Source organism: Caulobacter sp. BK020 (genome assembly GCF_004342605.1).
GTDB lineage: Bacteria > Pseudomonadota > Alphaproteobacteria > Caulobacterales > Caulobacteraceae > Caulobacter.
The window spans coordinates 94,330-111,585 of the sequence record NZ_SLZL01000003.1 but is presented as its reverse complement, the minus strand read 5'-3'; the positions used below and the strand labels follow the sequence as shown (position 1 = coordinate 111,585).

The 17,256-nt window shown below is 69.2% G+C and carries 23 protein-coding genes; 14 read left to right on the top strand and 9 right to left on the bottom strand.

The features are described from left to right. Positions 1 to 120: 120 nt before the first annotated feature. Entirely contained in the window at positions 121 to 327 is a 207-nt protein-coding gene (locus tag EV278_RS04620) for a DUF1192 family protein (RefSeq protein WP_132087205.1), read from the bottom strand. Positions 328 to 427: 100 nt separating this feature from the next. On the opposite strand from EV278_RS04620, the gene EV278_RS04615 reads away from it, so the two are divergent. The 4 genes from EV278_RS04615 to EV278_RS04600 all read left to right on the top strand — a co-directional run bounded on the left by EV278_RS04615 (position 428) and on the right by EV278_RS04600 (position 4,165). Continuing rightward, positions 428 to 1,414 carry an NAD(P)H-quinone oxidoreductase gene (locus EV278_RS04615; RefSeq protein ID WP_132087867.1) on the top strand — a complete coding sequence of 329 codons (987 nt, stop codon included), beginning with the start codon at positions 428 to 430 and terminating at the stop codon, positions 1,412 to 1,414. Continuing rightward, entirely contained in the window at positions 1,411 to 2,583 is a 1,173-nt protein-coding gene (locus tag EV278_RS04610) for a 2OG-Fe(II) oxygenase (protein WP_207905437.1), read from the top strand. The genes EV278_RS04615 and EV278_RS04610 overlap by 4 nt, the downstream gene beginning before the upstream one ends. A gap of 30 nt (positions 2,584 to 2,613) precedes the next feature. Beyond that, positions 2,614 to 3,339, top strand: coding sequence for a DUF72 domain-containing protein (locus tag EV278_RS04605; RefSeq protein ID WP_132087202.1), 726 nt, complete (start codon positions 2,614 to 2,616; stop codon positions 3,337 to 3,339). A gap of 106 nt (positions 3,340 to 3,445) precedes the next feature. After that, complete coding sequence (locus tag EV278_RS04600; protein WP_132087199.1) at positions 3,446 to 4,165, top strand: cell cycle transcriptional regulator TrcR; 720 nt, start codon at positions 3,446 to 3,448, stop codon at positions 4,163 to 4,165. Positions 4,166 to 4,274: 109 nt separating this feature from the next. Here EV278_RS04600 and EV278_RS04595 read toward each other — a convergent pair whose 3' ends face one another. Beyond that, entirely contained in the window at positions 4,275 to 4,448 is a 174-nt protein-coding gene (locus EV278_RS04595) for a DUF465 domain-containing protein (protein WP_035018606.1), read from the bottom strand. A gap of 129 nt (positions 4,449 to 4,577) precedes the next feature. Here EV278_RS04595 and EV278_RS04590 point away from each other — a divergent pair, with 129 nt between their 5' ends. The 3 genes from EV278_RS04590 (at position 4,578) to EV278_RS04580 (ending at position 5,987) form a co-directional block, all read left to right on the top strand. Then, positions 4,578 to 5,201 (top strand): UbiX family flavin prenyltransferase, encoded by a 624-nt coding sequence (locus tag EV278_RS04590; RefSeq protein WP_132087196.1) that lies wholly within the window; start codon positions 4,578 to 4,580, stop codon positions 5,199 to 5,201. A gap of 23 nt (positions 5,202 to 5,224) precedes the next feature. Then, positions 5,225 to 5,686 carry a TIGR02444 family protein gene (locus EV278_RS04585; protein ID WP_132087194.1) on the top strand — a complete coding sequence of 154 codons (462 nt, stop codon included), beginning with the start codon at positions 5,225 to 5,227 and terminating at the stop codon, positions 5,684 to 5,686. 79 nt (positions 5,687 to 5,765) lie between these two features. After that, positions 5,766 to 5,987: a DUF465 domain-containing protein gene (locus EV278_RS04580; protein ID WP_132087191.1), complete on the top strand. Its 222-nt coding sequence runs from the start codon at positions 5,766 to 5,768 to the stop codon at positions 5,985 to 5,987. On the opposite strand, the gene EV278_RS04575 is transcribed toward EV278_RS04580, so the two are convergent. Then, entirely contained in the window at positions 5,984 to 6,898 is a 915-nt protein-coding gene (locus tag EV278_RS04575) for a LysR substrate-binding domain-containing protein (RefSeq protein ID WP_132087188.1), read from the bottom strand. The two genes, EV278_RS04580 and EV278_RS04575, sit on opposite strands and share 4 nt — an antisense overlap. A gap of 128 nt (positions 6,899 to 7,026) precedes the next feature. Between EV278_RS04575 and EV278_RS04570 the strand changes: the two genes are divergently transcribed. Beyond that, positions 7,027 to 7,758: an NAD(P)H-dependent oxidoreductase gene (locus EV278_RS04570; protein ID WP_132087185.1), complete on the top strand. Its 732-nt coding sequence runs from the start codon at positions 7,027 to 7,029 to the stop codon at positions 7,756 to 7,758. A gap of 11 nt (positions 7,759 to 7,769) precedes the next feature. On the opposite strand, the gene EV278_RS04565 is transcribed toward EV278_RS04570, so the two are convergent. Then, on the bottom strand, positions 7,770 to 8,243 hold the full coding sequence (locus tag EV278_RS04565) for an OsmC family protein (protein ID WP_132087182.1): 474 nt from the start codon (positions 8,241 to 8,243) through the stop codon (positions 7,770 to 7,772). A gap of 168 nt (positions 8,244 to 8,411) precedes the next feature. Continuing rightward, the gene (locus tag EV278_RS04560) at positions 8,412 to 9,131 is read right to left on the bottom strand and encodes a GGDEF domain-containing protein (RefSeq protein WP_132087179.1); all 720 of its coding nucleotides are present in this window, start codon (positions 9,129 to 9,131) and stop codon (positions 8,412 to 8,414) included. A gap of 268 nt (positions 9,132 to 9,399) precedes the next feature. On the opposite strand from EV278_RS04560, the gene purE reads away from it, so the two are divergent. Beyond that, positions 9,400 to 9,906, top strand: coding sequence for a 5-(carboxyamino)imidazole ribonucleotide mutase (purE, locus tag EV278_RS04555; RefSeq protein WP_132087176.1), 507 nt, complete (start codon positions 9,400 to 9,402; stop codon positions 9,904 to 9,906). Next, positions 9,906 to 10,991: a 5-(carboxyamino)imidazole ribonucleotide synthase gene (locus EV278_RS04550; RefSeq protein ID WP_132087173.1), complete on the top strand. Its 1,086-nt coding sequence runs from the start codon at positions 9,906 to 9,908 to the stop codon at positions 10,989 to 10,991. The genes purE and EV278_RS04550 overlap by 1 nt, the downstream gene beginning before the upstream one ends. A gap of 123 nt (positions 10,992 to 11,114) precedes the next feature. On the opposite strand, the gene EV278_RS04545 is transcribed toward EV278_RS04550, so the two are convergent. Further along, the gene (locus EV278_RS04545; RefSeq protein ID WP_132087170.1) at positions 11,115 to 12,008 is read right to left on the bottom strand and encodes an NAD(P)/FAD-dependent oxidoreductase; all 894 of its coding nucleotides are present in this window, start codon (positions 12,006 to 12,008) and stop codon (positions 11,115 to 11,117) included. A gap of 94 nt (positions 12,009 to 12,102) precedes the next feature. Here EV278_RS04545 and EV278_RS04540 point away from each other — a divergent pair, with 94 nt between their 5' ends. The 3 genes from EV278_RS04540 (at position 12,103) to EV278_RS04530 (ending at position 13,938) form a co-directional block, all read left to right on the top strand. Then, positions 12,103 to 12,750, top strand: a complete 648-nt coding sequence (locus tag EV278_RS04540; protein WP_132087167.1) for a TetR/AcrR family transcriptional regulator — start codon at positions 12,103 to 12,105, stop codon at positions 12,748 to 12,750. A 75-nt stretch (positions 12,751 to 12,825) separates the two neighbouring features. Continuing rightward, positions 12,826 to 13,212, top strand: a complete 387-nt coding sequence (locus EV278_RS04535) for a VOC family protein (protein WP_207905435.1) — start codon at positions 12,826 to 12,828, stop codon at positions 13,210 to 13,212. 18 nt (positions 13,213 to 13,230) lie between these two features. After that, positions 13,231 to 13,938 (top strand): aspartate/glutamate racemase family protein, encoded by a 708-nt coding sequence (locus EV278_RS04530; RefSeq protein ID WP_165916524.1) that lies wholly within the window; start codon positions 13,231 to 13,233, stop codon positions 13,936 to 13,938. 160 nt (positions 13,939 to 14,098) lie between these two features. On the opposite strand, the gene EV278_RS04525 is transcribed toward EV278_RS04530, so the two are convergent. Then, complete coding sequence (locus tag EV278_RS04525; RefSeq protein ID WP_132087164.1) at positions 14,099 to 14,779, bottom strand: COQ9 family protein; 681 nt, start codon at positions 14,777 to 14,779, stop codon at positions 14,099 to 14,101. Positions 14,780 to 14,959: 180 nt separating this feature from the next. On the opposite strand from EV278_RS04525, the gene rpsU reads away from it, so the two are divergent. After that, on the top strand, positions 14,960 to 15,199 hold the full coding sequence (rpsU, locus tag EV278_RS04520; RefSeq protein ID WP_089924448.1) for a 30S ribosomal protein S21: 240 nt from the start codon (positions 14,960 to 14,962) through the stop codon (positions 15,197 to 15,199). Between the two features lie 203 nt (positions 15,200 to 15,402). On the opposite strand, the gene EV278_RS04515 is transcribed toward rpsU, so the two are convergent. Together EV278_RS04515 and EV278_RS04510 are read right to left on the bottom strand one after the other, a co-directional pair. Continuing rightward, a complete protein-coding gene (locus EV278_RS04515; protein ID WP_132087161.1) occupies positions 15,403 to 16,371 on the bottom strand; it encodes an alpha/beta fold hydrolase in 969 nt (322 codons plus the stop codon). Positions 16,372 to 16,452: 81 nt separating this feature from the next. Further along, on the bottom strand, positions 16,453 to 17,247 hold the full coding sequence (locus tag EV278_RS04510) for a M23 family metallopeptidase (RefSeq protein ID WP_132087158.1): 795 nt from the start codon (positions 17,245 to 17,247) through the stop codon (positions 16,453 to 16,455). Between the last annotated feature and the right edge of the window lie 9 nt (positions 17,248 to 17,256).

Genomic DNA, 17,256 nt, shown 5'->3' with positions numbered 1-17,256 from the left:
GACATGATCGTCCCGTTTCGCGACCGCCCCGCCCCAAGGTCCGATCCAAGCTCGATGTCCGAGTCTCAAGTCTCCGAGTCAGGCGAACCGGAGAGTCCGCCAGTTAGCGTAAACCGATCGTTAGTCCAGGCGACCAAACAGCGCATTGGCCGCGTCGCGCCCCGCCTTTTTCTTGCTCAGTTGCGCGCGGGTGCGGGCGATTTCCGCTTCCAGCGCTTCGATCCGCTCTTCCAGTTCCGTCACGCCATAGGTTTCCAGGTCCTCGTGCGTCGTGGCGTTGAGCGCGTCGCCACGGAAGGCGCGCGGCTCGACCGGTTCTTCGATCATCGGATCGGTCTCCCTTTTTCGACCCCTTTTCGATCCTTCATCTGACGCCTACCAAGGGCGCGACGCAAGCCTCACGGGATGTTCCGCCATGTCCGACCCGATGTCCCAGACCATGACCGCGATCGCCGTCGAGGGCGGCAAGGGGGCGGCCGACGCGCTCCGCCCCGAGACCGTCGAGCGTCCGCGGCCGGGTCCGGGCCAGATCCTGATCCGCGTGCGGGCGGCGGGCGTGAACCGTCCGGACCTGCTGCAGCGCCTGGGGTTCTACCCGCCGCCGCCCGGCGCCCCGGCCACCCTGGGCCTGGAGGTCGCCGGCGAGGTGGTGACCGGATCGGGACGCTGGAAGGCCGGCGACAAGGTCTGCGCCCTGCTGGGCGGCGGCGGCTACGCCCAGTACGCCGTGGTCGACGCCCGCCATGCCCTGCCGATCCCCGCCAATTCCGATGGGCTCTTCGACTTCGCCCACGCCGCCGCCCTGCCCGAGACGGTCTTCACCGTGTTCGCCAACGTGTTCGAACATGGCGCGCTGAAGGTTGGCGAGACGCTGCTGATTCACGGCGGGACGTCCGGTATCGGGACAACGGCGATCGCCATGGCCAAGGCCCACGGCGCGCGGGTGATCGCCACCGGCCGGGGCCCCGACAAGAAGGCCCAGGCGCTGGCCCTGGGCGCCGACATCGCCATCGACGCCAAGGCCGAGGACTTCGCCGAGGTCGCCAAGGCGGCCGGCGGGGTCGACGTGGTGCTGGACATGGTCGGGGCCAGCTATCTGGAGCGCAACCTCGACGCCCTGAACACCGGCGGCCGCATCGTCTACATCGCCGCCCTGGCCGGGCCGGTGCTGGAGGTTCCGGTGATGAAGATCATGCAGAAGCGCGCGGTGATCACCGGCTCGACCCTGCGCCCGCGCTCGGCCGACGAAAAGGCCCGCCTGGCCGCCGAGATCGAGCGGGTCGTCTGGCCGTGGATCGCGGCCGGCAAGCTGGCGCCGGTGATCGACGCCACCTTCCCCCTGGAAGACGCCGCCGCCGCCCACGCCCACCTCGAGGCGGGCGAACACGTGGGCAAGGTGGTGCTGCTGGCATGACCGACCTCGCCGCGCCCCTCGACAGCGCCCCAGGCTCCGCCCCGCCTCCCCCCCTGCCTGGCCCCCGGGTGGGAGAACCGGCGCCGTGGTTCGTCGCCCGCTCGACGTCCAATCCCCGGTTCAGCTTCCACACCATCGCCGGGCGCTACATCGCCCTGTGCTTCGCCGGATCCGCGGGCCATCCGCTGGTCGCCGCCGCCCTGGCCGAGGTCGCTCAAGGGCGGTCCTTGTTCGACGACGTGAAGACCTGCTTCTTCGGCGTCAGCATCGACCCCGCGGACGAAGCCCAGGGCCGGGCGGCCCAGGACCTGCCCGGCGTGCGCTGGTTCTGGGACCACGATCTGGCGGTCAGCCGGCTCTACGGCGCCGCCCCCGACACCGAAGCGAGGACGCAAGCGACCACGGCCTATCATCCATTCTGGCTGGTCCTGGATCCGCAGCTGCGCGTCGTCTTCAAGGCCTCGATCACGGACACCAGGGTCGTGCTCGACTTCATCGCCGCCGCCCCGGATCCCGCCGACCATGCGGGGACGTGGCTGCACGCGCCGGTGCTGATCCTGCCGCGGGTGTTCGAGCTCGACCTCTGCCGCCGCCTGATCGAAACCTACGAAACCCATGGCGGCCAGGCCTCCGGCTTCATGCGCGACATCGACGGCAAGACGCGACTGATCCTGGACGCCTCGCACAAGCAACGCAGCGACCACGACCTGGTCGATCCGGCCCTCCGCCAGGCCGTGGCCAATCGCGTCCAGACCCGGCTGATCCCCGAGGTGGCCAAGGCGTTCCAGTTCAAGGCCACCCGCATGGAGCGCTACCTGGTCGGCTGCTACGACGCGGCCGAGGGCGGCCACTTCAGGCCCCACCGCGACAACACCACCGCCGGCACCGCACACCGGCGGTTCGCGGTGACCATCAACCTCAACGCCGAGGATTACGAAGGCGGGGACCTGTCCTTTCCGGAGTTCGGCCCGCGCCGCTACCGCGCGCCGACCGGCGGCGCGGTGGTGTTCTCGTGCTCGCTGCTGCACATGGTCGACCCCATCGTCGCCGGTCGCCGCTTCGCCTTCCTGCCCTTCCTCTATGACGAGGTCGCGGCGCGCGAGCGCGAGGCCCGCAACGCGGAGCTCGGAGAGGAACTGGCGCCCTACGTGGCCGGGCGGGGCGAGTGAACCGGCCAGGACGGCTCGCGTTCCCTGTCCATGCCTCATCGCCCCCGCATCGGCTGCTCCGGCTGGACCTATGACGACTGGAGGGGGCCGTTCTATCCCGAGACGGTGAAGCTGAAGGACCGGCTGGCCTACTACGCCAGCCGCTTCGACACGACCGAGATCAACGGCAGCTTCTATCGCCTGCCGTCCGAAAAGGCCGTCGCCGCCTGGGCCGAGCAGGTCCCCGACGGCTTCTGCTTCGCCTGGAAGGTCTCGCGCTACATCACTCACAACAAGAAGCTGAAGGACTGCGAAGACAGCGTCGATCTGGTGTTCGACCGGATGAAGCCGCTGGGCGGCAAGCGCGGCCCCGCCCTGGTGCAGCTGCCGCCGATGCTGCACCGGGACGACGAGCGGCTGAAGCGGTTCCTGGGCTGGCTGCCGAAAGGCTGGCGGACCACGGTCGAGTTCCGCCACGTCAGCTGGTACGAGGACGCCGTCTTCGACATTCTGCGCGACCACGGCGTCGCCTTCTGCGTCTCGGACCACCACGACGCCCCCTCGCCCTGGCTGGCGACGGCCGACTTCGCCTATGTGCGCGGCCACGGCCCAGGCGGCCACTATCACGGACGCTATTCCGACGCCGAGCTGCAGGCCTGGGCCGAGCGGCTGCAGGCCTGGCGCGCCGACGGCCTGGACACGTTCAGCTACTTCGACAACGACGTGAAGAGCGCCGCGCCCCACGACGCCGACAAGCTGATCGCGCTGCTGGACTGATCGTCGCGTCGATCCCCGTTCCCTTTCCCGAAGAACCGCATTATAGCTCCAGGCTGAACATCCCGCCCGGCCGCAAGGTCGGGCGCCGTCATTTCTGGAGGACCGCATGTCCGACATCCTGATGCCCAAGGCGACGGCCGTCTGGCTCGTGGACAACACGTCGCTGAGCTTTGAACAGATCGCCGATTTCTGCGGCCTGCACCCCCTTGAGGTCCGCGGCATCGCCGACGGCGAAGTGGCGCGCGACATCCGCGGCGCCGACCCGATCGGCAACGGCCAGCTGACCCGCGAGGAGCTGGACCGCGCCCAGGCCAATCCGGACTATCGGATGAAGGCCCAGGTCAGCCGCCACGCCGAGCTGCTGAAGCCGCAGAAGAAGGCCCCGCGCTACACCCCGGTGTCGCGCCGCCAGGACCGTCCGGACGCCATCGCCTGGTTCCTGCGCCACCACCCCGAAGTGACCGACGCGCAGATTTCCAAGCTGCTGGGCACCACCAAGTCGACCATCGAGCAGGTCCGGGCCCGCACGCACTGGAACGCGGCCAACATCAAGCCGGTCGATCCGGTGACCCTGGGCCTGGTCGGCCAGCTGGAGCTGGACGCCCTGGTTAAGAAGGCGGCCGAGAAGAAGGCCAAGGACGACCTGAAGAAGGGCATCCTGCCGGAAGACCCGACCCTGCGTCCGGCTTCGGAAACCAGCGCTCTGCCGGACGACCACGAGGACGAAGAGGCCGCGATCCGCGCCGCGCGCATCGAGCCCAAGGCCGAGGACGTGTTCGGCAAGTCGACCTACGTGGCCGACGACGAAGAGGACGACGAGGACTAAGCCTCGCAGCCAAGCAAAAGGCCCGCGCCGTCTGCACGGCGCGGGCCTTTCTGTTTTCGGCCTCCTCCGGCGGCCACCGCGGCTTCAGGCGCGCGATGGCCAGAGGGGGCTAGTGAAGTCGCGCCCTGAGGCCTTCGATCTCCTCCTTGAGCCTGAGCTTCTGCCGCTTCAACTCCCTGAGCAGGGTGGTGTCACTGACGGGACGACGGGTCTCCTCCTGGATCGTGCGGTCGAGGCTCTCGTGACGGGACCCAAGCTCGCGGATACGGGATTCGATGGCCATGGCTGTCGGCTCCTTGCTGGTGGAGAGGCAAGTCAACACCCGCTGGCCGAAGCTGTCAGATCACATATGATTGCAATCGGCGGCGCTTGACCTGGCGCAGCTTGCTCCCAGGACGGACGAAAATTCACCATGTCGGACCCGCTGGCCAGGCCCCAGGCCCCCTTGGAAAAACCTCGTCTGATCGTCGGAATCTCAGGCGCTTCTGGGGTTATCTATGGCCTGCGAGCCCTGGACGCCTGCCGCGAACTGGGCGTGGAGAGCCATCTGGTCCTGTCCAAATCGGCAGCCCTGACCCTCTCGCAGGAGACTGGATTTTCCGTCGGCGAGGTCAATGAAAAGGCGGACGTTGTTCATCGCGTGGGCGACATTGGGGCGGCGATCGCGTCGGGCTCATATCGCACATTGGGAATGATCATCGCCCCCTGCTCGGTGCGGACGATGAGCGAGATCGCCACGGGCGTCACGGCCTCGCTGCTGACCCGGGCCGCCGACGTGACCCTGAAGGAACGCCGTCCGCTGGTGCTGATGGTGCGCGAGACGCCGCTGCATCTGGGCCACCTGCGCACCCTGACAAAGCTGGCCGAGATGGGCGCGGTGATCGCTCCGCCGCTTCCGGCGTTCTACGCCAGGCCGCAGTCGATCGCCGAGATGGTCGACCAGTCGGTGGGCCGCGCGCTCGACCTGTTCGGCCTCTCCTGGCGGCCGGTCCGGCGCTGGGGCGAGGACTTGGCGACCATCACCGGAGAGGCCTGAAAGGGCGCGGGGGATTAACGACGATGCGGCTTTGGCAGTGGGCCCTGGAGGTCTATGTGCGACCGTCGGTCGCAGGGGCGTGCCTGTCGCTGCAGGACGGACACGGCCAGAACGTGCCCTATCTGCTGTGGGCCGCCTGGCGGGCCAGCGAAGGTCGCGCGGCCGACGTCAAGGCCGCCGCCCAGCTGGTCAAGCGCTGGGACGCCGAGGTCGGCTCGCCCCTGCGCGCCATCCGCCGCGCGATCAAGCCGTCCTGGCCCGGGATCGACGACGGCGGGCGCGAGGACTTCCGCAACGCGGTCAAGGACGTCGAGCTGCACGGCGAGAAGGTGCTGATGGAAAGCCTGGAAGCCCTAAGCGGCGAGCCCGGACCGGCCCTGGACGTGTTCGACACCTTGCTGGAGGCCGCCCGGGCGTCCGGCGACCCACCGCGCGAGGCCGCCCTGCGGGCCCTGTCCGACGCGCTGGCCGGGCCTGCAGCGTGAGGCCCTTTACCGGCTGTCAGGCTTTGCTATCTATCACCGCCGCGAGCACGCGCCCGAGGCTTGGCATGGAGGAGCGTCCATGAACGACGACGATCCTTCCGACGATTCCGACGTCGCCATCGAACGGCGCCTGGCGGCCCTGCGCGAGGAGCACCAGGACCTGTCGGATTCGATCGAGGCCCTCGAGGAGCGACCCCAGCCCGACATGCTGCAGATCGCCCGTCTCAAGCGCCGCAAGCTGGCCCTGAAGGACGAGATCGTGCGGCTGGAAGACCTGCTGACGCCGGACATCATCGCCTAGATTTCCCCTCCCTTGCGGGAGAGGGAGGCGTCCTGTTCCAGCGCCGCCGCCAGCCACCCCCGCAGCGCCGACACCGCCTCACTGTCGCGGGCGGCCGGCGGATAGACCAGTTCGAAACGCCGACCGGCCAGGGCTGGACCGAAAGGCGAGACCAGCAGGCCGCAAGCCAGCTCGTCGGCAGCCAAGGTCAGGCTGGCCAACGCCACCCCCTGCCCCGCGACCGCGGCCTGGATGGCGTGGGTGTCGTCGGTGAAACGCGGCCCGGCCTCGACATCCAGGTCGGCGCGCCCGGCTTGGCGGGCCCAAAGCCGCCAGGTGGGGGTGTCGGGCGTCGGATGCCGCCATTCAGCGTGGATCAGCGCCTGACCCGCCAGGTCCTGCGGCCCGGTCAGCCCCAGGCGCGGACTGCACATCGGCGCGAAGCGGTCGTCGATCAACGGCTCCGAGATCAGTCCCGGATAGGGTCCAAGGCCATAGCGGACCGCCGCGTCGGCCTCGCCGGCCCGCAGGTCCACCGGATCGTCGGTGGCCAGCAATCGTAGATCGAGGTCCGGATGGGCCAGCCCAAAGGCCTCGACCCGCCCCGCCAGGCGCTTGGCGGTGAAGGCCACCGTCGCCGACAGGGTCACCACTCGCCGGCCGCCGCCAAGCGCCAGGGCGGCGATCGCCTCGGCGAAGGCGTCGAAGCCGTCCATCAGCACCGGATACAGGCGCGCGCCCGCCCTCGTCAGCGTCACCCGGCGCGGCCCGCGCACGAACAGGGCCAGACCCAGATGGTCCTCCAACTGCCGCACCTGATGGCTGATCGCCGTCGGGGTTACGGCCAGCTCCTCGGCGGCGAGCTTGAAACTCAGACGCCGAGCGGCGGCCTCAAAGGCGCGAAGGGCGGACAGGGGCGGCAAACGACGCATACGAGATGATCTCACCTCATCCGTCACGTGAGAAGTCGGCGTTTGCGGGAGAAAGGTTCCGAAGCGCACAAGGGGACTGAAGTTGAAGGCATGAGACAGCCTCATCCATCAAAGATGGAGACCACCCGATGACCTCGATTCTGCATATCGATTCCAGCGCCCGACCACGCGGTTCGGACATGGCGCCCCACGGCTCGCACACCCGTCGCCTGACACGCCGCTTCGTCGAGCGCTGGCGCGCCGCCCGTCCCGCCGATCCGGTGACCTATCGCGACGTCGGCCAGGCGCCGCCCACGCCCGTGACCGGCGACTGGATCCATGCCGCCTTCACCCCGCCGGATCGACGCGAGGCCTGGATGGTCCAGACCCTGGCCGAAAGCGACACGCTGGTGGACGAACTGCTGGCCGCCGACCTGATCGTACTGGGCGCGCCGATGTACAATTTCGGACCGCCCGCCCAGCTCAAGGCCTGGATCGACAATATCGTGCGGGTCGGCCGCACCTTCGGCTTCGATCGCGCGCGAACGGGCGAGCCCTACTGGCCGCTGCTGACGGACCATCGCAAGACCCTGGTGGTTTTGAGCGCGCGCGGTGATCACGGCTACGCGCCCGGCCAGCGCTTGGCGCACGTCAACCATTTGGAACCCAGCATCACCACGCCCCTGGGCTATCTGGGCGTGACCGACGTGCATGGCGCGGCGATCGAATATGACGAGTTCGCCGACGCCCGCTTGGCGGCTTCGATCCTGGCGGCCGAGACGGAGGTCGACCTTCTGACCGACCGGTTGCTGGCGGCGAGGCATGGGCGGATACGGGCCCTCGGCGAGGCCCATGACATCGCGGCCCAGGCGATGGGGTGAATCCGCCCGGCTCAGCCTTTTTCAACCGCCACCGTCGCCTCGTGCCCGACCGGGAAGTTCAGCGAGTTGGCGACGAAGCACTTGGCGTTGGCTTCGTGGTGCAGGGCCAGGGCCTTTTCCGGATCGCCGGCCGCGATCGTCACGCGCGGCCGCAGGGTGACGCTTTCGAAGCGGCCGCCGCCGGTCTCGTCCTCGATCATCACCGCCGTGGCCTCGTCGCGATAGGCGATCACCACCACGCCGTTCACCGCGCACAGGTGCAGGTACCACAGCTGGTGGCACGCGCTGATCGACGCCAGCAGCAGCTCCTCGGGGTTCCAGCGCCCCGGATCGCCGCGGAAGCTCGGGTCCGACGAGCCCAGCAGCGCCGGCTTTCCCTCGACGGCGACCTCATAGGCCCGTTCGTAGGATCTGTAGCTGGCCGTGCCCTCGCCGGTGTCGCCCGTCCAGGTCAGGGTCGTGGCGTAGCGATGCGATTTGGCCATGGGCGGGCTCCTTCGCGAGGGGGATAGCGCGCTCCCGCGCCGCCGAAAACCTCGTCCTTCGACAAGCTCAGGATGAGTCTTTTCGACTGTCCGCGACTGGAAACTGGTCCTCATCCCGAGCCACGCGAACGACGAGGACCACGCAAGGCGCTCGAATGCCGATGCGCCCTACGCCTCTTTGCGCACCCGCTTCTTCAGGAACATGGCCGCGTCGGCCTCGGCCAGGGCGACTTCGGGGTCGGCGCCGGCCTCGATCTCGCGCGCGCCCCACGAGATGCGCAGCGGCACCGACCATTCGCCCACCTGCACGGGCATGTCGCGCACGGCGGCGGCCAGGGTCTCGGCCTTGGAGGCGGCGGTCTGCTGGTCGGCCTGGACCAGCAGGACGGCGAACTCGTCGCCACCGATCCGGCCCACCACGTCGCTCTCGCGGACATTGGCCTGCAGGCGCTCGGCCACCGCCCTCAGCGCGGCGTCGCCGGCCGCGTGGCCGAAGCGGTCGTTGACGGCCTTGAAGCCGTCCAGGTCGAAGAACACCACGCTGGCCGGCGAGCCGTAGCGCTGGGCGAAGGCGGCGACCCGCTTGATCTCGCGCAGGAAGGCCCGGCGGTTCAGCACCGGGGCCAGGACGTCCAGGTCGGCCAGGCCCTGGGCTTCGCCCAGCTTGAACTTCAGGCGGGCGACCTCGTTGCGCAGGTCGTCGATCTCGACCATCAGGGTCTTGAGCGCCGCCTGCACCTGCGGGGTCAGGTCGGTCTCGGCCAGCCCCAGGAATCCGGCCGTATCGGCCGCCACCACGGCCCGGGCCACCACCGGCCCGGCGGCCTCGGTCAGGGCCCGGCGACGAATGGCCGAGAAGGATTCGGTGCGGGCGCTGGTGATCTTCATGCGACGTCGGGAACCACTGCGGGAATCACTTGCGGTGAAGCTCCAGCATTTCTGCGGTTTTTCATTAACCATGACAATGGTGACACGCCTGTGTCGCAGCGTCGCGGCGCCGCTCTATCCCTTCGGATCGCCTGGGCTTTTCCGAAGGTTCATTCGGCGAGAACGGGCTTTGGCGCTTGGGCGCCAGGGGCTATAAGGCCCGCGATTCACGGCCGTCAGGTCACGGAGCGCAGATCGCTCCACCACTTCTCTAGGGAAATCGTCGCCGATGCCCACCGCCACGCCCCCCATCGCCCCCCCCCCGGTGGCGATCATCATGGGCAGCCGCTCGGACTGGCCGACGATGAAGAAGGCGGCCGAGGCGCTGGACGCCCTGGGCGTGGCCTACGAGGCCAAGGTGGTTTCCGCCCACCGCACCCCCCAGCGCCTGGTCGCGTTCTCCACCGGCGCCCAGGCGGCCGGCTACAAGGTGATCATCGCCGGAGCCGGCGGGGCGGCTCATTTGCCGGGCATGGTTGCAGCGATGACCATCCTGCCGGTGCTGGGCGTGCCGGTGCAGTCCAGGGCCCTGAACGGCCTGGATTCCCTGCTGTCCATCGTCCAGATGCCGGGCGGCGTTCCGGTCGCCACCCTAGCGATCGGCGAGGCGGGCGCGCGGAACGCCGGCCTGCTGGCCGCCCAGATCCTGGCGGTCTCGGACGCGGCCCTGGCTCAGCGCCTGACCGCCTTCCGCGCCGAACAGACCGACAGCGTCGTCGAAAGCGTCGAAGACTGATGAGCACCTTTCCCCTGCCCCCTGGTTCCACGATCGGCATCCTCGGCGGGGGACAGCTGGGCCGCATGCTGGCCCTGGCCGCCGCCCGCCTGGGCTTCGACGTGGTGATCCTCGATCCCGAGGAGAACAGCCCGGCCGGACGCGTGGCCGCCCGCCAGATCGTCGGCGCCTATGACGACCGCTGGTCGCTCAAGCGCCTGGCCGAGGCCTGCGACGTCGTCACCTACGAGTTCGAGAACGTGCCGGCGGCCACCGTCGCCGAACTAACCGCCCAGGGCGTGCTGGTCGCCCCCGGCGCCAAGGCCCTGGCCGCGGCCCAGGACCGGGTTGTGGAAAAGACCTTCCTGGCCGAGATCGGCGTGCCCACCGTCGCCTTCGCCGCCGTCGAGACCGCCGAGGACCTGGCCTCCGCCGTGGCCAGGATCGGCGCCCCGTCGCTGCTGAAGACCCGCCGCGAGGGCTATGACGGCAAGGGCCAGGCCTGGATCCAGCGCCCGAGCGAAGCCGCCGCCGCCTTCGACAGGATCGCCGGCCAGCCCGCCATCCTCGAGGCCCCCGCCGACTTCGTGCGCGAGCTGTCGGTGATCGCCGCCCGCGGCCGCGACGGCGAGATCGCCTGCTACCCGCTGTCGGACAATCACCACGAGGGCGGCGTCCTGCGCCGCACCAGCGCGCCCGCCAAGGTCTCCCAGGCCACGCGCGACCAGGCCGAGGCCATCGCCGCCAAGATCCTGACCGCCCTGGACTATGTCGGGGTGATCGGGGTCGAGCTGTTCGAACTGGCCGACGGCAAGCTGCTGGTCAACGAATTCGCCCCCCGGGTGCACAACACCGGCCACTGGACCCAGGACGGCTGCGAGGTCGACCAGTTCGAGCAGCACATCCGCGCCGTCGCCGGCTGGCCCCTGGGCCCGACGGCCGCCCGCGCCCACGTCGAGATGACCAACCTGCTGGGTCCCGAGGTCGAGGCCTGGGCCAAGCTGGCCGCCGAACCCGAGACCCGCATCCACCTCTACGGCAAGGGCGAGGCCCGGCCGGGACGCAAGATGGGGCATGTGAACCGGTTGCGGGGGCTGAAGGATTAGCGTCCGCCAAGAGCGAACCTCAGCGTTCGCTCAGTCCGCTTCGACCCGTTGCGGACGCTAGACCGCGCCAGCTCACAATGGCGTACCGGCGACGACTCCAGCGTGCTCCTGGAATCCGTCCTCTCAAACCAACATCGACTGCTGGGCGAAAATGCCGGCCATCGCGCCTTGCCATGACGCCGTGGTGACCGAGGGCAGGAGAGGGTTGGTGAGGTCGCCGGCGGCGTAGACGCCGGGCACGCTGGTCTCGCGGCGCTCGTCGACCTTGAGGACGACGCCGAGGGGCGTGCCGACCGTGGCGAGGCCCAGCGATTCATGCAGGCTTGCCGACGGCTTGTTGCGCGGATGGGCGAACAGGATGTCGACCGCGACATGGGCGCCGGTTTCGAGCTTGACGGTGGCGCCATGGTCGCCGTGACGGGCGATCTCGATGATCCGGCCATCGACCACAGGCGTGTTACGGCGCGCCAGATCGGCCCGGACATCGGGCGGAAGGTCGTGACCATCGGTGAAGACCGTCAACCTGTCGGTCCAGTCGTGGAACAGCCTGACTTGATTGTGCGACTGCGGGCCGGACCAGACGAGGCCCCAGTGCTGGCCGGCGACTTCAAAGCCGTCGCAATAGGGGCAGGGCACGATGGACGTGCCCCAGCTTTCGGCGAAGCCCGGAACCTCGGGCATCTGATCGACGACGCCATAGCTCAGGATCAGGCGGCGCGCGCCGAGACTCTCGCCGTCGCCCGTGAAAACGGAGAAGTCGTCGAGGGCGCCGGAGACGCTGTCGGCCCGGGCGTTGATCAGCCTGATCGTGGGATAGCGCGCCAGCTGCCGCCGCGCCTCCGCCAGGATGTCCAGCGGCGGCTTGTGATCGTGGCCGAGCAGGCCATGCGAGTGGCCGGCGAAGCGGTTGCGCTGCAGGCCGGTGTCGAGAACGGTGACCTTGCGGCGGGCGCGGCCGAGCTGCAGGGCGCCGGCGAGCCCGGCGAAGCTGCCGCCGATGATGATGACGTCATCCATGGTGATGAACCTACCCAGTGGCTTGCGCATTTGCGATACTGCATGGTACCTTAAATGAGCAATAATTATGATACTGTCAAGTACTGGAACTGCCGTGACCGAAAACAGCCCGGGCCGGCGCGGCCGGCCCGCCAACGAGGCGCTTGGCCAAACGATCATCGACGCCGCGTACGACCTCTTTGTGGAACTGGGCTTTCAAGCCACGACCTTGGACAAGGTCGCCCAGCGGGCGAAGATATCCAAGCTCAGCATCTATCGGCGCTTCGAGAACAAGGAGGCGCTGTTCAGCGCGGCCATCACGGCTCGCTGCCATCAGTTTGCGCCGCAGGCTCTTATGGAAGGCGCCGACGGTTCGGCCGAAGATCAGCTCATGGCGGTGGGGTCATCCCTGCTTCGCACGTTACTGGCGCCGAACGTCCGCAGTGTCGAAGCCATGATCATGGCCGACAAGACCAATCAAAGGTCGTTAGGTAAGCTCTACTACGAAGCCGCCCCCGCCCATGTCATCGCCCAGATCGAGGCCCTGTTGCGTCGGTTGCAGGCGAAGAAGCTTCTGAGCGTGCCCGATCCTCTCCAGTCCGCCCGCCTGTTCGCCGCGCTTTTCAAGGGATCCGATCTCCTGATGATCGTGCGCTTCGACGAAGCGAGGGCGGAGGACGACAACGAGATCGAGTCCTATTGCCGGTCGGCCGTCGCCATGTTCATCGCCGCGCACGGCGGCGCCGACCACGCGGGCGGATAACCACCGAAGCCGACTTGCCCACGCCGCGCCATCGGCGCAGCCTCGGCCGCATCTGGGACAACGGAGACGATCACCATGCCGGTTCCCGATAGCGCGGAGTCGATGCGCCCTTTCCTGCCCGCCAAGGACTTCGAGACCAGCAAGGCCTTCTATCAGGCCCTCGGCTTCAAGACCCTGCTCGACGGCGAGGTCGCGATCTTCGGCGTCGGGGCCAGCGCCTTCATCCTGCAGCGCTACTACCAGCAGCAGTGGGCCGAGAACTGCATGATGCAGCTGATGGTCGACGACCTGGACGCCTGGTGGGCCCACATCCAGGCGCTGAACCTGCCGGGCCGGTTCGGCGTACAGGCGCCCAAGCCGCCGGCCCTGCAGCCCTGGGGCCTGCGCGTGGCCTATGTCTACGACCCGTGCGGGGTGTTATGGCACGTCTGCCAGCGGCGCGAGGGCGCGCCGCAGGACTGACGATTTCCAGGACGCTGCGTGACAGAGCAAGCATTGATAGGCCTGATGGGCGGCATGAGCTGGGAAAGCTCGGTCCATTACTATCGGCTGATCAACGAGGGCGTCCGCGACCGCCTGGGCGGCGTGGCCTCGGCCCGCACCCTGATGTGGTCGTTCGACTTCGCCCGGATCGAGGCCCTGCAGCACGCCGGCGACTGGGACGCCCTGGCCGGCGAGATGGCGGACGCGGCCCGGGTCCTGGAGAAGGGCGGGGCCGACTTCCTGGTCCTGTGCACCAACACCATGCACCGCTGCGCCTGGGCGATCGACGCGGCGGTGAAGACTCCGCTGCTGCACATCGCTGATCCCACGGCGGCGGCCATCCAGGCGGCGGGGATCTCCAGGGTCGGCCTGCTGGGCACGGCCTTCACCATGGAGCAGGACTTCTATCGCGGTCGCCTGGAAGACAAGTTCGGCCTGGAGGTGCTGGTCCCCGACGCCGACGACCGCGCGGCGGTGCACGGGATCATCTATCGCGAGCTGGTGGCCGGCCAGGTGCTGGACGCGTCTCGCGAGACCTATCGGGCGGTGATCCGGCGCCTGGTCGAGCGCGGCGCTCAGGGGATCATCCTGGGCTGCACCGAGATCATGCTGCTGATCGGCCAGGCCGACAGCCCCGTGCCGGTGTTCGACACCACGACCCTGCATGCGATGGCGGCGGTGGATCGGGCGCTGGGCGACGTCTGAATCCCTCTCCCCTTGCGGGAGAGGCTGGCCTCGCGAAGCGAGGTCGGGTGAGGGGTCGATGGCGCGCTCAGCCGCGCACGGTGGACGACGGACGGATTTGAGAGCCCCCTCATCCGACCTCCTTCGGAGGCCACCTTCTCCCGCAAGGGGAGAAGGAAGATTAGCCGCGCCCGTACCGCATCCGCGCCAGGGCCCCGGCCACCTCGGCCGCCAGGTTCATTGGCTTGATCCCCGCCTTCCACTTCTCGAACGCCATGACGTTGTCGATGCGGCCGTCCAGGTGCTTGAGCGCCGACTCGCGGCCGGACGCCATGTCGACCGCCAGGGTCGAGACCAGGATTCCCGACAGGATCGCGCGCTTGGAATAGTGATTCTCGTCGGTGGCCGTGTCGCCGGCCCAGCGCCACAGGAGGTCGGCGCTTTCCCAGACCAGGGTCAGGGCCAGCGGCATGTGAGTCGGGAAGGCCAGGAAGGCCGCCAGCCGGCGCAGGGCCTCGGCGTCGCGCTGGGCGGCGTCCAGCCGGGCGACGACGCCGGCGCGAATCTTGTCGCGGATCTTGGCCGGCGGCGGGTCCAGCACCTTCAGGGCGGCGAGGGCGAAGGCGTCGTGGCGGCGCGACAGCAGGGCGGCCAGGTCGCGGGGCCCTTGCGGCAGCAGCAGTTGCGCCTCGCCGGCCTTGAAACCGGCGGCCTCGGCCGCGGCCCGGACCAGCCCGGGGTTCCAGCCCAGGCGCGGGGCCAGGCGCAAGGCCTCGTCCAGCACCCGCTGCTCGGCCCGGTCGGCCCAATCCCCGGGTCCGTCCCAGGGCCCATCCGTGGCGGTGTCGGCTGTCTGCGTCATGAATCCGAGTCTATACGGGAGTTTAGGCCGCGTCGCGATGGACAGAGCGCCCCGCCTCTGCTATCAGCCGCCCCTCGTCGCTCGGGAGATCCCTTTCCGGGCTTATCAGGTTTTGTTCGCCCGCCCGGCCCCTGAGAGGGACTCGGGAAGATGGTCGGGCCGTCGAATGGAGAGAGACCCCTGGTCCAGATTTTCGTCCGCGACAACAACGTCGATCAGGCGCTCAAGGCCCTGAAGAAGAAGATGCAACGCGAAGGCTCGTTCCGCGAAATGAAGCGGCACGTGCACTACGAAAAGCCGTCGGAAAAGCGCGCGCGCCAAAAGGCCGAAGCCGTCCGCCGCGCCCGCAAGCTGGCCCGCAAGCGCGCCCAGCGCGAAGGCCTGCTGCCCATGCCGAAGAAGCCGGCCGGCGCGCGTTAAGCGACGCTTCCAGGCTTCTGGACAACAAGCCCGCGCGGAGCGATCCGCGCGGGTTTTGTTTTGGGCGCCGCAGAAACGCCGACCTCTTGCCCCCACCTGACCGCTTCGGTCTGTCCGCCCCAATAGGGGGCGGAGCCTTAAGCGCTGGCGCTCTTCCCCCTCTGGGGGAAGACGGTCGCGAAGCGACCCGTAGGGGGCAAGCGCTAACCGCCCTTCCTGGCTCCCCCCACGAATTCCACCGCCTTGACGATATGGCCGGCGAACGACTCGCCCAGCAGCCGCGTGTGGCTGGCCGCCTCCACATGATCGACATAGCCGTGCTGCGACCGCTCGGCCGGCAGGGCCTGCATGGCCTTGCGCCGCTCGCGCCCCTTGACCGGTCCGGCCGTGACCACCGCCACCGGCCACGCCGGATCATAGGCCGGTTCGGCGACCGCCTGCTGCGCCGACTGGGGCCACAAGGCCACCTCGGCGGCGGCGGTGCGGTTGTGGCGGCCGTTGGCGAAGGCCCAGCGCTTTTCGGCCTGGGCGGCGGGCGGCAGGCCGATCTTGTCGCCCAGGCGGGTGTTGGCCAGCGGCTTGAACAGCCCCAGCGAGGCCCCGCGGGCCGCCCAGCGCGAGGCGGACGTGAACGCTTTGATGAACGGCTTGAACGCTTCGGTTTCCGAGGCGTCGGCGGTCGCGGCGTCGACCAGCACCAGCCCCGCCACCTGCTTGGGGTTGCGGCCGGCATATTCGCGCAGGCGCAGGCCGGCCATCGAATGGCCGACCAGGATGAACGGCCCCTTTTCGCCCGAGGCGGCGACCAGTTTCTCGAAGTCGCTGACGATGGCCAAGCCGTCGCGCGGCGCCGGTCCCGGGGGCGAGAAGCCCATGCCGGCCCGGTCGTAGGCGCAGGACCGCCAGCCGGCGGCGCTGAGGGCCTGCTGGGTCGCGCCCCAGTCGGCGGCGAAGCCGAACGCGCCGGCCTCCAGCCACACCAGCGGCCGATCGCCAGCCACGCCTTGAGCAGGGCCTTCGCAGACCAGCCGCAGCTGGCGCCCCTCGCCGATGTCGACCATCCGGCCGCGCGGCACGGGATGGCCCGCCGCCGACATCAGGCCGCCCACGGCGACGAAGGAAACGAAGAAAAGAGCGAATCCGGCAACGACGCGTCCGACGAACTTGAGCATGCGGCCACTCTAGCCGAGCGACCATGTCCGTCGAGTGACGGCGGCGTCCAAATCTGATGCAGGGCCCGACCTGCGCAGGCCTTAGCCGTCGACGACGTTGATCCGCGTGCGGATTCGGCCGCCCTTGACGCGGGTGACCACGCCCTCGCCGTTCGCCGTCGCCTTTTCCGCCATCTGGGCCTTCACGCCTTCGGGCCACCGCGACACCTGGGCCAGGCGCACCTTGCGGCCCACCCTGGCGGCGGCCTTCAGCGGCAGGTCGTCCTTCTCGGCGAAGGTCTTGCCCATGAACAGCGCCGGGTTCAGCGGCTTGCCGGCCTTGTTGCGCAGCTCGAAGTGCAGGTGCGAGCCGGTCGAGCGACCGCTGTCGCCGACATAGGCCACGGTGGTCCCGCGCTTAACGTAGGTTCCGCGCTTGAGGCCCGCGTCACGACCGAGATGGGCGTAGAGGGTGCGGAAACCGTCCTTGTGCGCCACCTCGACGAAGCGGCCATAGGTGCCGCTGACGCCGCTCTTCATGACGATGCCGTCGGTGGCCACGTGCACGGGCGCGCCGGCCGGGGCGGCGATGTCGACGCCCTCGTGCAGGCGGCCGTTCTCCTCCCACGGCATCTGGCGCAGGCCGAACGGCGAGTTGATCACCCGGCCGGGCAGCGGCGCGTCGAACACGAAGGCCGGCGGCGGGGGCGGCGGCGGCTCGGGCGCGGTGACCGGCGCGATCACTGGAGCCGGCGCGGACCTGTCCGGTTCGGCGTTCATCGCGCCGATGGCCGTGACGGCGTTGACCGCGCCCCAGACCACGATGGCCCCGCCCACGGCGGCGAACGCGGCGAGCGAATAGGGAGACGCGGTTGCGGCCAGGACTCGTGACGCCAAGAGCGATCC

Excerpts from the sequence above, each read along its gene's own strand:
- EV278_RS04620 (WP_132087205.1), bottom strand. The coding sequence starts at position 327 with ATGATCGAAGAACCGGTCGAGCCGCGCGCCTTCCGTGGCGACGCGCTC.
- EV278_RS04615 (WP_132087867.1), top strand. The coding sequence starts at position 428 with ATGTCCCAGACCATGACCGCGATCGCCGTCGAGGGCGGCAAGGGGGCG.
- EV278_RS04610 (WP_207905437.1), top strand. The coding sequence starts at position 1,411 with ATGACCGACCTCGCCGCGCCCCTCGACAGCGCCCCAGGCTCCGCCCCG.
- EV278_RS04605 (WP_132087202.1), top strand. The coding sequence starts at position 2,614 with ATGCCTCATCGCCCCCGCATCGGCTGCTCCGGCTGGACCTATGACGAC.
- EV278_RS04600 (WP_132087199.1), top strand. The coding sequence starts at position 3,446 with ATGTCCGACATCCTGATGCCCAAGGCGACGGCCGTCTGGCTCGTGGAC.
- EV278_RS04595 (WP_035018606.1), bottom strand. The coding sequence starts at position 4,448 with ATGGCCATCGAATCCCGTATCCGCGAGCTTGGGTCCCGTCACGAGAGC.
- EV278_RS04590 (WP_132087196.1), top strand. The coding sequence starts at position 4,578 with ATGTCGGACCCGCTGGCCAGGCCCCAGGCCCCCTTGGAAAAACCTCGT.
- EV278_RS04585 (WP_132087194.1), top strand. The coding sequence starts at position 5,225 with ATGCGGCTTTGGCAGTGGGCCCTGGAGGTCTATGTGCGACCGTCGGTC.
- EV278_RS04580 (WP_132087191.1), top strand. The coding sequence starts at position 5,766 with ATGAACGACGACGATCCTTCCGACGATTCCGACGTCGCCATCGAACGG.
- EV278_RS04575 (WP_132087188.1), bottom strand. The coding sequence starts at position 6,898 with ATGCGTCGTTTGCCGCCCCTGTCCGCCCTTCGCGCCTTTGAGGCCGCC.
- EV278_RS04570 (WP_132087185.1), top strand. The coding sequence starts at position 7,027 with ATGACCTCGATTCTGCATATCGATTCCAGCGCCCGACCACGCGGTTCG.
- EV278_RS04565 (WP_132087182.1), bottom strand. The coding sequence starts at position 8,243 with ATGGCCAAATCGCATCGCTACGCCACGACCCTGACCTGGACGGGCGAC.
- EV278_RS04560 (WP_132087179.1), bottom strand. The coding sequence starts at position 9,131 with ATGAAGATCACCAGCGCCCGCACCGAATCCTTCTCGGCCATTCGTCGC.
- purE (WP_132087176.1), top strand. The coding sequence starts at position 9,400 with ATGCCCACCGCCACGCCCCCCATCGCCCCCCCCCCGGTGGCGATCATC.
- EV278_RS04550 (WP_132087173.1), top strand. The coding sequence starts at position 9,906 with ATGAGCACCTTTCCCCTGCCCCCTGGTTCCACGATCGGCATCCTCGGC.
- EV278_RS04545 (WP_132087170.1), bottom strand. The coding sequence starts at position 12,008 with ATGGATGACGTCATCATCATCGGCGGCAGCTTCGCCGGGCTCGCCGGC.
- EV278_RS04535 (WP_207905435.1), top strand. The coding sequence starts at position 12,826 with ATGCCGGTTCCCGATAGCGCGGAGTCGATGCGCCCTTTCCTGCCCGCC.
- EV278_RS04525 (WP_132087164.1), bottom strand. The coding sequence starts at position 14,779 with ATGACGCAGACAGCCGACACCGCCACGGATGGGCCCTGGGACGGACCC.
- EV278_RS04515 (WP_132087161.1), bottom strand. The coding sequence starts at position 16,371 with ATGCTCAAGTTCGTCGGACGCGTCGTTGCCGGATTCGCTCTTTTCTTC.